14 protein-coding genes and 1 tRNA gene are annotated in these 12,301 nt (G+C 70.6%); 8 read left to right on the forward strand and 7 right to left on the reverse strand.

Features of this window, described 5'->3' with window-relative positions; all coding sequences use genetic code 11:
* Window positions 1–23: 23 nt before the first annotated feature.
* The 6 genes from rsfS to ACTHAM_RS10325 all read left to right on the forward strand — a co-directional run bounded on the left by rsfS (window position 24) and on the right by ACTHAM_RS10325 (window position 4,479).
* Window positions 24–410: a ribosome silencing factor gene (gene rsfS, locus ACTHAM_RS10300; RefSeq protein ID WP_440687035.1), complete on the forward strand. Its 387-nt coding sequence runs from the start codon at window positions 24–26 to the stop codon at window positions 408–410.
* Window positions 407–1,102 (forward strand): histidine phosphatase family protein, encoded by a 696-nt coding sequence (locus tag ACTHAM_RS10305; protein WP_440687037.1) that lies wholly within the window; start codon window positions 407–409, stop codon window positions 1,100–1,102. Before rsfS ends, ACTHAM_RS10305 begins: the two co-directional genes overlap by 4 nt.
* 73 nt (window positions 1,103–1,175) lie before the next feature.
* A tRNA-Ala gene (locus ACTHAM_RS10310) sits at window positions 1,176–1,248 on the forward strand.
* A 160-nt stretch (window positions 1,249–1,408) separates the two neighbouring features.
* Entirely contained in the window at window positions 1,409–1,639 is a 231-nt protein-coding gene (locus tag ACTHAM_RS10315) for a helix-turn-helix transcriptional regulator (RefSeq protein ID WP_440687039.1), read from the forward strand.
* A gap of 41 nt (window positions 1,640–1,680) precedes the next feature.
* The gene (locus ACTHAM_RS10320; protein WP_440687041.1) at window positions 1,681–2,934 is read left to right on the forward strand and encodes a site-specific integrase; all 1,254 of its coding nucleotides are present in this window, start codon (window positions 1,681–1,683) and stop codon (window positions 2,932–2,934) included.
* A 459-nt stretch (window positions 2,935–3,393) separates the two neighbouring features.
* Window positions 3,394–4,479, forward strand: coding sequence for an MFS transporter (locus tag ACTHAM_RS10325; protein ID WP_440687043.1), 1,086 nt, complete (start codon window positions 3,394–3,396; stop codon window positions 4,477–4,479).
* 65 nt (window positions 4,480–4,544) lie between these two features.
* Here the strand turns inward: ACTHAM_RS10325 and ACTHAM_RS10330 are convergent, their stop codons facing one another.
* Window positions 4,545–4,994, reverse strand: a complete 450-nt coding sequence (locus ACTHAM_RS10330) for a MarR family winged helix-turn-helix transcriptional regulator (protein WP_440687045.1) — start codon at window positions 4,992–4,994, stop codon at window positions 4,545–4,547.
* 34 nt (window positions 4,995–5,028) lie between these two features.
* On the reverse strand, window positions 5,029–5,532 hold the full coding sequence (locus ACTHAM_RS10335; RefSeq protein ID WP_440687047.1) for a MarR family winged helix-turn-helix transcriptional regulator: 504 nt from the start codon (window positions 5,530–5,532) through the stop codon (window positions 5,029–5,031).
* Between the two features lie 71 nt (window positions 5,533–5,603).
* On the opposite strand from ACTHAM_RS10335, the gene ACTHAM_RS10340 reads away from it, so the two are divergent.
* Window positions 5,604–7,100, forward strand: coding sequence for an MFS transporter (locus ACTHAM_RS10340; protein WP_440687049.1), 1,497 nt, complete (start codon window positions 5,604–5,606; stop codon window positions 7,098–7,100).
* A 552-nt stretch (window positions 7,101–7,652) separates the two neighbouring features.
* Here ACTHAM_RS10340 and ACTHAM_RS10345 read toward each other — a convergent pair.
* Window positions 7,653–9,113, reverse strand: coding sequence for an MFS transporter (locus tag ACTHAM_RS10345; RefSeq protein ID WP_440687051.1), 1,461 nt, complete (start codon window positions 9,111–9,113; stop codon window positions 7,653–7,655).
* Window positions 9,114–9,294: 181 nt separating this feature from the next.
* Window positions 9,295–9,672, reverse strand: a complete 378-nt coding sequence (locus ACTHAM_RS10350) for an alcohol dehydrogenase catalytic domain-containing protein (protein ID WP_440687053.1) — start codon at window positions 9,670–9,672, stop codon at window positions 9,295–9,297.
* A 311-nt stretch (window positions 9,673–9,983) separates the two neighbouring features.
* Here ACTHAM_RS10350 and ACTHAM_RS10355 point away from each other — a divergent pair, with 311 nt between their 5' ends.
* Window positions 9,984–10,118, forward strand: a complete 135-nt coding sequence (locus ACTHAM_RS10355; RefSeq protein WP_440687055.1) for a hypothetical protein — start codon at window positions 9,984–9,986, stop codon at window positions 10,116–10,118.
* A 106-nt stretch (window positions 10,119–10,224) separates the two neighbouring features.
* On the opposite strand, the gene ACTHAM_RS10360 is transcribed toward ACTHAM_RS10355, so the two are convergent.
* The 3 genes from ACTHAM_RS10360 to ACTHAM_RS10370 all read right to left on the reverse strand — a co-directional run bounded on the left by ACTHAM_RS10360 (window position 10,225) and on the right by ACTHAM_RS10370 (window position 12,296).
* Window positions 10,225–10,602: a DUF2255 family protein gene (locus ACTHAM_RS10360; protein ID WP_440687057.1), complete on the reverse strand. Its 378-nt coding sequence runs from the start codon at window positions 10,600–10,602 to the stop codon at window positions 10,225–10,227.
* 28 nt (window positions 10,603–10,630) lie between these two features.
* Entirely contained in the window at window positions 10,631–11,698 is a 1,068-nt protein-coding gene (locus ACTHAM_RS10365; RefSeq protein WP_440687059.1) for an NAD(P)-dependent alcohol dehydrogenase, read from the reverse strand.
* 208 nt (window positions 11,699–11,906) lie between these two features.
* Complete coding sequence (locus ACTHAM_RS10370; protein ID WP_440687061.1) at window positions 11,907–12,296, reverse strand: nuclear transport factor 2 family protein; 390 nt, start codon at window positions 12,294–12,296, stop codon at window positions 11,907–11,909.
* Window positions 12,297–12,301 lie beyond the last annotated feature (5 nt).

A 12,301-nucleotide genomic window follows, 5' to 3' on the forward strand; every position in this document is an offset into this window, starting at 1 on the left:
GCCGAACCACTCCGAGGAGACCTGTGCCCGCGACCGAACGCGCCATCGAGCTGACCATCGCGGCGGCCCGCGCCGCCGCCGACATCAAGGCCGAGGAGATCATCGCGCTCGACGTCAGCGAGCAGCTGGTGCTCACCGACGTGTTCCTGATCGCCTCCGGCACCAATGAGCGGCAGGTCGGCGCGATCGTCGACGCCGTCGAGGAGGCCCTGTTCAAGCTGGGCGCCAAGCCGGTGCGACGTGAGGGCAAGGCGCAGGGCCGGTGGGTGCTCATCGACTTCGGGGACGTCGTCGTGCACGTGCAGCACCAGGAGGACCGCGTCTACTACGCGCTCGAGCGCCTGTGGAAGGACTGCCCGGTCATCGAGCTGCCGGCCGACGCCCGGGGAGTCGACGAGGCCCAGGCGTGAGCGCCGGTCGACTGGTCCTGTGGCGGCACGGACGGACGGCGTACAACGCGGACGCCCGGCTGCAGGGCCAGATCGACATCCCGCTGGACGACGTCGGTCACTGGCAGGCGGCCACGGCGGCACCGGCGTTGCTGCGCCGGCGGACGCCCGCTCGAATCGTCAGCTCGGACCTGATCCGTGCCCGGGAGACCGCCGGCTACCTGGGGTCGCTCAGCGGCGTCGAGGTCGAACTGGACCCGCGGTTGCGTGAACGCAGCTTCGGGTTGTGGGAGGGGCTGACCGGCGAGGAGATCCAGGCCGGGTGGCCCGTGGAGTTCGCGCACTGGCGCAACCACACCGACCCGGCGGGCGTCGAGGCGGAGCCGCGGCGTGCCGTGGCCGAGCGGGTCCTGGAGGCCGTGGTCGAGCACGCGGCCGCGCTCGACCGGCACGACACCCTGGTGCTGGTCGCGCACGGTGCGGCGATCAGCACGGCCGTCAACGCGCTCATCGGGATGGACGCCGAGTGGCGGGGCATCACGGGTATGTCCAACGCGCACTGGGCCGAGCTGGTGGCCTCCGGGCCCGGCACCGAACCGGCGTGGCGGTTGACCGGCTACAACGTGGGTCCGTTGGACGCGTCCTCCGACTGGGACGCCGGCCCCGACGGGACCACCTCGGAGGCCGACGCCGGGACCCGGGACCCCGATTAGCGTTTCGGCGCCGGATCGTTCTAAACTCTCCGAGCGCCCGCAAGGGCGAACGGGGTCCATCTCGGTGGACCACGGGGCTGTGGCGCAGCTGGTAGCGCACCTGCATGGCATGCAGGGGGTCAGGGGTTCGAATCCCCTCAGCTCCACCGAAGTCGCAGGTCAGCGGCCATGTCGGGATCCTGAACACAGGAGCCTGGCATGGCCACTGGACGCTTAGTGGACACAAATCGGCACGGGATCGAGCCCGCGGTGGTGGGTCTCGGCCCGCCTCGTCGCGTCTTGGGTCCCCGGCGCACACCTGCTGGCATGGACACCACCGTGACGTCGGCCACAGCGCCGTCGATGACCTTGTCAGAACTGGCTGCCTCCCTGTCGGTGAGCGCCCAGGCCCTGTACGACCTGCGGTCCAAGGGCCGCGGGCCGCGGGGCTTCCGGGTCGGTCGCCAGCTGCGGTTCCGGGTCAGCGAGGTCGAGGCCTGGATCGCCGACATGGAGGCCGCCGACGGCGCCCGCCACCCCAGGCGCGGTGGCACGTGACCCGCGGACGCCCCCGCACCCCGATCGGGACCTTCGGGGACGTGCTGATCACCGACCTCGGCGACCGGTACCGGGCCATGGTGCGCTACCGGGACATCGACGGGCGGCTGCGCAAGGTCAGCGCCGTGGCCACGAGCCAACGCCGCGCCCGGACCCGGCTGCAGGAGCGCCTGGCCGACCGCGCCGGGTACGGCAGCGGCGGCCTGCTGTCCGCGGCCAGCCCGTTCGGTGAGCTGTGCGAGCTGTGGCTGGCGGACCTGAAGCTGCGGGACATCTCCGAGGGCACCAAGGACAACTACCGCGACGACCTGCGCCTGCACGTGCGTCCCGCATTCGAGGACTACACGCTGGGAGAAGTGACCACCGGGCGGGTGGAGTGGTTCCTCAAGGAGCAGGCCGCCCGGTCCTACTCACGTGCCAAGCACACCCGCACACTGCTGAACCAGCTGTTCGCGTTCGCGCTGCGGCATGACGCGATCGCCCGCAACCCGGTCGAGGGCACCTCCCAGCTGAGCCGCCCACGGCGGCACATCCAAGCACTCACGCTCGAGCAGGTGCAGGCGATCCGCGCCGCGGCGGCCGCGTGGCGAACCGGGCCCGACGTCAAAGGCCCGCGGCCGGACGGGCAGGTGCGCGACATCTGCGAGGTGCTGCTCGGCACGTCGATGCGACCGGGGGAGGTGCTTGCGCTGCGGCCGTGCGACATCACGCAGACCCCGCAGGGCATGGTCGCGCACGTGCAGGGGACCGTCGTCCGGCGGACCGGAGTGGCGGACTTCCGGCAGGACCAGCCCAAGACGGACGCCTCGAACCGGCGCATCGCCGTGCCCGAGTTCGCCGCCCAGGTGATCCGCGAGCGCCTGGCCCTGATGGGGCCGGACGAGCGCGAGGTGACGATCTTCCACAACCGGCACGGCGGGGTGATCACGTTGCACAACCTGCGTCGGACGTTCCGCGAGTTTCTCAGCGGTGCGGGGCTGGCCGACACCGGCATCACCCCGCGGTGGTATCGGCGCACGGGCGCTACGGTCCTGGCGCGTGGACTCGGTATCGAAGCGGCCGCCGCGTTCCTCGGGCACACCAACGTCGCGGTCACCGAGGGCCACTACGTCGCCCCCGACCTGTCGGTGGACATGGCGCCCGCACGCGTCCTCGAGCAGGTGCTCCGACCGGTCGACCCCGACGGTGTCCTTCTCGCGGCGGGCGCCAATGAAGTGGAGGTCGACGCACTCGAGCGGATCGACGGGCAGGACGCCGCGGATCAGTCGCCCGCGGTTGATCCGTCTCATCCGTGACCGCAGCGCACGGCCCTCACGCGCGACTACCGGGTCGTCTCCAACTCCACCGTCAGGATCGGGGTCTCGGGTGTGGACGACACCTGCGAAGTCGGAGCCCCACTGGCACGCTCGGGGTGACGCAGGAGGGTGGCGTGAGCGACGTCCCGGTATCGGTCGAGGGTGAGCTCGATGCGATCGGTGGGCGCGGGGGTCAGCCGGGTCCTGCCAGTGAGGCGGGCGGCCGCGAGGTCGGGTCGGTCGCTGAGTTGGTCTCCGGTCAGGCTCTCGATCGGGACGTAGACCTGGTCGGAGCGGGCGAGGAGCGCGAAGGCGGCCGCGTTCCACTCGGCGGCCTGCCCGAGTGCGGCGCACGCACCGTGCAGGGCGCCGCCGAGCTGCCGTTCCTCGGGTCGTGCGGATGCGCCACGGTCGCCGGCCGGCCGCTCGCGGGGGACCAAGTCACCGAGCGCCTCGTGGATGGCGGCGACATCCGAGCGGATCCGCCGATCGCCCGGTCCGGCGGGTGCAGCGGTTGGAATCCTGCTTCCGGTCACTACGGCGATCCTCTACCGGGCCTTCGCGGAGCACGAGCGGGGCCGCGTCGTCCGGATTGTGCTGCTGCCGCTGGCCGTGATGCCGGCCCTGGCGCCCGTGCTCGGGGGCGTGCTGGCGGACCAGGGCCTGTGGCGTCTGGCGTTCCTCGTGGACGTGCCGTTCGTGGCGGCGCTCGTGCTGCTCGGCTGGCGTCGATTGGCTGCCGACGAACGGTCGGCAGTGCGTGCGCCGTTCGACCTGCGCGGATTCGTGCTGGTGGGGCTCGGTGCGCCCGCCGCGCTCGTGTGTCTGGCGTCCGGTCCGACCGTCGGCTGGGACCGGCCGGTGATCGTCGGTGGCCTGGTCGCCGCCGCTGGCCTCATGGCGGCATTCGTGCGTACCGAGACCCGGGCCGCGGTGCCACTCATCGACGTGCGCACGGTCCGCCTCGGGGCCGTCGGCGTCGTGCAGGTGCTCCAGACGCTCGCGACGGTGGCGTGGATGGGCGGCGTGGTGTTCACGGCCCCACTCGCGATGCAGGGCTCCGTGGATGCGTCGGCGACGGCGGCCGGGCTCGTCACCGCGGCCAGCGCGGTCGGGGTCGCGACCTCGGCGCAGACCATCGGGCGGCTTGCGGGGCGCGTGCGTCCTGCGCTGTTCTTCGTGGTCGGGGAGTTGCTGGTGGTGGTGGTCCTGGGCTGCTTCGCGGTCTCGTCCATGGCGTGGGACCCGTGGCTGCTCGCGCTCCTCATGCTGGTGGGCGGCGTCGGCTACGGGATGGTGAGCCTGACGATCCAGGTCTGCGGCTTCGATGGCGTGCCGCCGAGCGACCTCGCGGATGTCTCAGCCCTGACGAACCTCGTGCGTCAGCTCTCGGTGGCCCTCGGCATCGCGCTGGGTTCGGCCTTCGTGGCGCTCCGCGACGACCACATCCGCGGGGCGTTCGTCGCGTTTGCGGCTGTCGGAGCGGTCGCGGCAGCGGTGGCGCTCCTCCTGCCGGCGCGCCCGCGGGGCGTGTCGTCCTCCTAGAGCGCCTCTCTCAGTCTGGTTGAGGCGCGCGTGATGATGGCACTGGGTGGGTGTGGGGCTGGCTGCTAGGTGTCGGCTCGCCCTGGTCGTCGTCGGTGGGCGTGGTCCGCGGCTCTCCACAGGGCGTCCGTCAGACGCTCGGCATACGCGAGCAGCTCGGTGGTGTCTTCAGCTGACCAGTCCGCGAGCCCGATATCGAGCCTGCGGGTGAGCTCGGCGTTCATCGCCTGGTGGAGAGTCTCACCCTCGGACGTCAGGGCGACGTGCCTCGCGCGTCGATCGGCCGTGTCGGTAGTGCGCTCGGCGTAGCCCTGCTCCACGAGCCATGCCACGCGCTTGCTGACGGCCGGCGCGTCGATGTCGAGCTCGCACGCCAGGTCGGAGAACGCAAGCGAACCTCGCTCGGCGAGGAGGTGGACCACCGCCGAGATGCTCGCGGGCGGCATCGCTGCCTCGCGCTGCATGGCACCGCCGAGGCGACGCTGGGCCAGGGCCAGCGCGTCGATCGCGCGCATCAGACTGCGGTGCATGCGAACGATCCGTGAGCAGTCAGGGCCGGGGCCAGGCTCGCCGCCGGCGCACTTCGATGCTGACGTTGAAGCGGTGGAGCATCTGCGCGAGGGTGGCGAGGTCCGCCTCATCCCAGTCTGCTAGCACCCCTGCCAGGCCCTGCGTGTTCGACTCCCGTTCGAACTCCAGGCGCCGTCGGCCCTCAGGGGTCAGGCAGAACTTGCGTGCCATGCCTCCATCTGGGTCCGGGATGCGGTCGACGAGGCCCGCGCGCAGGACTGCCGCCGTCTGCCGGTTGAGGGTCGAGACGTCGAGCCCGAACGCGTCGCTCAGCTGACCGATGGACAGCGGTCCGTCCAGCTCCAGTCGTGTCAGCAGCGTGTACGCGCTGCGCTCCAGCCTCTCCTCCCCGGTCGTGTGGCGCAGGATCGGCTCCAGGTGGCGGCCGAGGAGCATCGACTCGAACTCCACCCTCCTCAGGTCGTCGGCGACGGTCGCACCGTGCACGCCCAGGGTGGGGGGTGCGGGATGGGGGCGACTCATCGGAGCTCCTTCGGTGGCAGCGAGGCGTGATGTGCATCATACCGACTATCGGCATCGCGCACCATGTATGTATGGTGCACAACGTGAACTCCACCGCGCCCCCACCCTCCCGCCCCACGACCAGGTCGCAACCCAGCGCGATCGTGACCGTCCTGGCGTTCGCCGGCATCACTGCCGCCGTGATGCAGACCCTCGTCGTCCCGCTGATCGCCGAACTGCCCGACCTGCTGCACACCTCGGCGTCGAACGCCTCCTGGATCATCACGGCGACTCTGCTGACGGCGGGTGTGGCCACTCCCGTCAGCGGCCGCCTCGGCGACCTCTACGGAAAGCGTCGCCTCATGCTCGTCTGCTCGAGTCTGCTGGTCGTCGGCTCACTGATCTGCGCGCTGGCGACGTCTGTGCTGCCGATGATCATCGGCCGCGGTCTGCAGGGAGCGGGCATGGGCCTGATCCCGCTCGGCATCAGCGCGATGCGCGACATCCTGCCGCCCGAGCGCCTCGGCTCGTCGATCGCCGTGATGAGCGCCTCCATGGGTGTCGGTGCGGCGCTCGGTCTGCCGATCGCCGCTGCGGTCGCCCAGAACGCGAGCTGGCGTTCGCTGTTCTGGGGGGCGACGGCGCTCGCCGTTCTCGTGACCGTGCTGATCGCCGTGATGCTGCCGGCATCGCCTGGAGTCGCCCACGGCCGCTTCGACTACGTCGGTGCACTCGGTCTGAGCGTCGCTCTGGTGTGCCTGCTCCTCGGGGTCTCCAAGGGTGCGGACTGGGGCTGGGGCAGCGTCACCACGATCGGGCTCCTCGCGTCCGCCGTCGTCGTGGCCTTCGTCTGGGGGTGGTACGAGCTCCGCGCGTCCGACCCGCTCGTCGATCTGCGAGTGACCGCTCGCCCTGTGGTCCTGCTGACGAACCTGACCTCACTCGTCGTCGGGTTCGCCATGTACGCGCAGTCGTTGATCCTCCCGCAGCTGCTGCAGCTGCCCGAGAGCACGGGCTACGGACTCGGGCAGAACATGATCCAGATGGGCCTGTGGCTCGCTCCGGGCGGCCTGATGATGCTCGCGATCTCTCCTCTCGGCGCACGACTCTCGCACGCCCGCGGACCCAAGGTCAGCCTTGCCCTGGGGTCGGCTGTCGTGGCGGTCGGGTACATCGTGGCGATCGTCTTCCTGGGAACCGCTTGGGGTCTGGCGGCGGCCAGCATCGTGTGCAGCACGGGCGTCGCACTCGCCTACGGTGCCATCCCCGCCCTGATCATGGGCTCGGTTCCGCGTGCAGAGACCGGCTCGGCGAACAGCTTCAACACGCTCATGCGCTCGATCGGGACCTCGGTCTCCGCCGCGGTCGTCGGCCTCGTGCTCTCCCAGATGACGATCGACCTGGGCGGCGGTCACCTGGTGCCGAGCAAGTCAGGCTTTGTCGTCGGACTCGTGATCGGGGCGAGCACGGCGGTGCTGGCGGCCGTCGTCGCCTCGACGATCCCCGGCCGTGCAAGCCTCGAGGCGGAGGAACACCTCGAGCACGGCGAGGAGGCAGAAGCCGCTCCCCACTATGCCGGTGCCCACTGAGGCTTCGGCACCCGTGCGTCGCGTGGCTGTCGATGCGTCTTTCTCGGCGGCCACGCGACCTATCACCCCTCGCGATGCAAGGACGCGACCAGGGACGCCGAGTCCTCCCGACTCCGATGGCCTCCTCGACCTGGGCCGGCTGTGCCCGAGCCGCTCAGGACGGGACGGCGGGTGATACCGAAGCGTTCGACGTGCTCGTCGGGCGCGTCATCGACGCAGGAGCCACGACTGTCGGTGCGACCTTCCTGGAGGACTGTGGACGGGCCGCGCAGGTTGTTCCCACGATGCATGCTGACGGGCGCTGCCCGTACCGTGCTCCCGGCCCCCCTGCGCCGCCATCTGCGGAGCGCTTCTCGGCTCGGCGGTCGCAACGCGCCGCTGGATCACCCGTAGCCTCGGAAGCCTCTTGAGCGGCTGGACGCGGACGGGACTGCCCCGACCTGTGCCCCGTTCCCCGACGCATGGGGTTCGCCGAGGTCGGCGACGTGCTCAGCGCGCACGCCATCCTTGTCCGGTTCGGAGAGGTCCGTCACGGCTCATCCGCCTACCCGGTCACACCAGCTCCTTGACGAGACGCGGCGTGGCAGGCGCTTCCCCGGCGCCGCGGCGCCGGTTGGCGGCTACAGGCACAACGAGCACGAGGACTACCAGCAAACACGCCGCAAGCATCGCGCTGCCGGTCGCGAGTGCGGCACCAACCTGCTGCGCGATGGCCGCCGCGCCGGTGGTGGCTGCCGACGCATGGACTCCCACAGCGACGAGAACGGCGAGCCCGAGCGAGGAGCCGAGCTGGTGGAAGGTGTTGACCAGACCCGAGGCGGCTCCGGCATCGGCGGCAGTGGCACCGACGATGCCGAGAGACGTCAGAGGCGCGAAGGTCAGGCCTTGGCCCACCCCGATGGCGAGCATGGGCAGGGCGACACCCGTGAGGTAGGCGCTGGACATGTCGATGCGGCTCAGAGCCAGCATGCCGACCAGAGTGAGGGCAATCCCGACGACGAGTGGGATCGTGCTCCCGACGCGCCGTGTCAGGCGAGGAATCGTGATCGCGACGACGAAGTTGACCAGCGTCATGGGTAGGAAGCCGAGCCCGGCCTGGAGCGGATTCCATCCCAGCACGCCCTGGAGGAACTGGGTGGTGAAGTAGAAGAAGCCGATCATCGCGCCCATGAAGAGCAGCCGGCCCACATAGGCGGCGGTTCGCTCGCGGCTCCCGAACAGTCGTAGCGGCATGATCGGTTGCGCTGCGCGCGCCTCGTTGAGAACCAGGATCGTGAGCAGCGCGACGCCGAGGGCGATCGAGCCGATCGTCACCGCGGAGGACCAGCCTGTGTCTGTGGTGTGGATGACGCCGAAGACGAGCGCACCGACACCGAAGGTCGCCGCGAGGGCACCGATGAGGTCGAACCGGCCGGTCGCACGAGTGGTCTCGGGCAGGTACCGGGGGGCGAGCGCGATCATGGCGACACCGACTGGGACGTTGATGAAGAAGCCGGCGCGCCAGGAGATCCAGTGCGCGAACGCGCCGCCGATCACCAGTCCCAGGCTCGCGCCGATCCCGGCCGTTGCGCCGTACCAGGCGACGGCGCGGCTGCGCTCGGGCCCGGCGGGAAACGACGCGGTCAGCAGCGACAGCGACGACGGTGCGACGATCGCTGCACCAATGCCCTGCAGCGCACGGGCGCCGATGATCCACCACTCTGCAGGTGCCAGCCCGATGAGCAGCGACGCAGCCGAGAAGACGACCAGCCCCAACACGAAGACGCGACGCCGACCGAGCAGGTCGCCAGCGCGGGCACCGAGCAGCAACAGCCCTCCGAACACCAAGGTGTAGGAGTCCTGGACCCAGCTCAGCTGGCTGGCGGTCAGTTCGAGGTCGGCCTGCAATGTGGGTAGCGCGGTGAAGATCACCGAATTGTCCAGCAGGATCATGAAGTAGCTGAGCAGGATGATCGCCAGCAGCGCGCTCTGATGGGCGACGGCGGCGACGGGCTGATCGGTGCGGACGGTCACTGTGAGGTCCTCGTAGGTGACGGGCAGGGGATCCCGGCCGGTGGATCACCGTGCGCGACCTCGCCGAGGTGCCGGGACTGCACCCATGCAACGGCACCGCCGCGGCGCGCGGGAGTGGCTGATCTTCCGGGTACTGCCAGAACCCCCTTCTCGAGGGCAGGTGGCGGCCGCCCGGTGCACATCACGTCGGACAGGGCCAGCAGGCTCGGGGTGAGGTCCGCGTCGGGCTGGCCGGGGGTGGCCAGCAGGGTGCCGCCGGCAAGAGGGGTGCGGATCCGCTCGGACTGGCGGCCGCCGAACCGCCGTGCTGGCAGTTGGCGTGCTGACCGGCTCGGCAGTGCGGGCAGGTGTTGTCGGAGGTAAGGAACCCGCCGACCACGAAGTCGCCGGGACGGACGGTGCGGACCCCGGACCCGATCTCCTCGACGATCGCGCCGTACTCGCGGCCGATCGGGGTCAGATGCGGCACCTCGGCGACCCACCGGTGCCCGCCCCACGCAGGCAGTCCGGCTTCGACCGGTGTCAGTCGTGCCCTGCGGCTGGCGAGGAGCTCGCGCACCTGCGCCTCGGCGTCCGTCTCCCGAGGCTACGCCGGCCCGATCCGTGAGTGACGCCCCTCAGTACCGGGTCTGCGCACCTGCCCGGACTACGTGACTGCCGCGGGGCCGCCCTGCCGGATCGTGGACATCGAGGTTCCGCCGGCTCGAGCGGAATGCCGTCGACGTCGATGGCCACTGGACCGGATCAAGGAGACGGTTGCGAAACGGGGGGGTGCCGCAGTACCTCCCACGAACACTCGTTTCCGGGGCCCCAGTGCCGAACTGGCGAGGGACCGCGGGGCAGAGCCCGCGGCCGACGAAGGGAAACCGCATGTCCTGCTCGATCAGCCCCGTCAGCGGCGCCTACTCCGCACCCGTGGCGGTGTCCGCACCGCGCCCGGCCGCCGCGCCCACCCCGGCTCCGCTGCCCCCGCTGTCATCCTCGGGGCTCGACGTCTACGCCTGAGCCACCGACAGCGCGCAGACCGAAGACGCGGTACGCGGGCCGCCCCGGTCCTCCTGGTGAGGACCGGGGCGGCCCGCGTCCGGACTGTCGCGTCCGGCCGGGTCGATCAGTCTTGCGGCCGCACGACGAGCGTCGTCTCGAGCACGTCGCATCCGGTGACGGCGCCAACGGGCGCCGGGCCATACCGGTCGTACTTCTGGTGGTACGCGGCATCGACAGCGCCGCGCACCGCGGGGTCGGCGACTTCGAACGTGACGTCGCGCTCGATCCCTCCGGAGCGGATGCGGCCGGTGCCCGACGCCAGCGCGCGGCGGAACCAGCCGTTCTGCGGGCCATGCGCGGAGCGCACGTAGATCTCATCGCCGGCGCGCACGTGCCAGATCGTGGTGTCGGGTCGCAGGGCGCCGTCCGGGCGACGCGACGCGATGCGCAGCTCGGTGGCGTCGCCGACGCGGGTCAGCTCCGCGCTGGTCCAGTTCGCCATGGTGTTCTCCTCGTGGATGGTCGAACGGTCAGTGCGCCGGGGTGCTCTCAGCCAGCGTCGAGGCATCGATCACGAACCGGTACCTGACGTCCGAGGACAGCACCCGCGCGACCGCGTCGTTGATCTGGTCGCCGGCGACGACCTCGACCTGGGCGGTCACGTCGTGCTCGGCGCAGAAGTCGAGCATCTCCTGGGTCTCGCGGATGCCGGCGAACTGCGAGCCTGCAATGGTGCGCTCGTTGTTCATCAGCGCGAACGCGTTCAGCGGCATGGGTTCGGTGCTGACCCCGACGTTCGCCAGGGTGCCTCGCAGTCGCAGCAGGCCCAGGTGCGCGTTGATGTCGATCGGGGCGCTGACCGTGTTGAGCACGATGTCGAACGTATTCGCCAGAGTCTGAAACGTCGCGGTGTCACCGCTCGCGTAGTACGCGTCGGCACCGAGATCCAGGGCGTCCTGTCGCTTGGACTCCGAGCGCGAGAGCACGGTGACGTCGGCCCCCATGGCCTTGGCCATCTTGACGCCCATGTGTCCCAGGCCGCCGAGGCCGACGACCGCCACCCTCTTGCCCGGGCCTGCACCCCAGCGCTTGAGCGGGGCGTACACGGTGATGCCGGCGCACAGCAGCGGTGCGGCGGACGCCGGGTCGAGCACGTCCGGGACGCGCACGACGAAGTCCTCGTTCGCCACGATCATCTCGGAGTAGCCGCCCTGGGTGACGGACCGGTCGCGGTCGATGTTGCCGAAGACGAGGGTGTGGCCCTTGAGGCAGTACTGCTCCTCACCCTGCAGGCAGTTCTCGCACTCGCGGCAGGAGTTGACCATGCAGCCGATGCCGACACGGTCACCGACCCGGTGCTTCCTCACGGCGTCGCCAACCTCGGTGACGACACCGACGATCTCGTGACCGGGAACCAAGGGGCTGATCGGCAGCGGGCCGAAGTCGCCGTCGGCGAAGTGGATGTCGGAGTGGCAGATGCCGCAGAACTCGATGTCGAGCTTGACGTCGTGCGGGCCGACATCACGGCGCTCGACGGTGACCGGCTCGAACGGGGCGCCGGCCTCGCGGGCGCCGAAGGCATGGACGGTGGTGGTCACGGAGGTGTCTCCTCGAAGTCGTCGGGGCGGACGAGCGCTTCTCGGCAGCGCCGTCGACCACGACTGTGAGGCTGCGACGACGGGCGTGGGAGTTGCTGTTGTTCCACGCACTGGCAGTACACCCCTCGTCCGCGGTGCACGACGCCTACCAGTTACCTGAGGATGTGCGCCCCGTCGCGGACCGCGGACCACGCAGGCCCGTCGGCGTTCACCACACCGACGCCACGGATCGCACCGCGACCCACTCCGGGCCGTCGGGTGCGTACTCGACGCGCAGCTGCAGCCGCCAGTTGCCGCGCGACCCCCCAATTGTCGCGAGGGTACGCGTCCGGACGGTCAGTACCGGGGCGTCGGCGTCGCCCTCGACGGCCGTCTCGACGTCCTCGATGCCGTGGTAGCGCATCTCACCGCTGTCGATCGCCTCCAGCCACTCGTGCTTCGGCTGCACGTAGCCGGTGAGGTGGGTGAGCGTGAACTCCTCACCGAGCAGCGCATCCAGGGCGCCGGTGTCGGCGGCGACCATCGCCTCACGCTGCTCGACCCACGCGGCGCGCACGGCGTCCGTGACGTGACCCCGATCCGGCGAGCTGGTGGTCATGGTGC

It is taken from the genome of Cellulomonas soli, assembly GCF_052036975.1.
GTDB lineage: Bacteria > Actinomycetota > Actinomycetes > Actinomycetales > Cellulomonadaceae > Cellulomonas > Cellulomonas soli_A.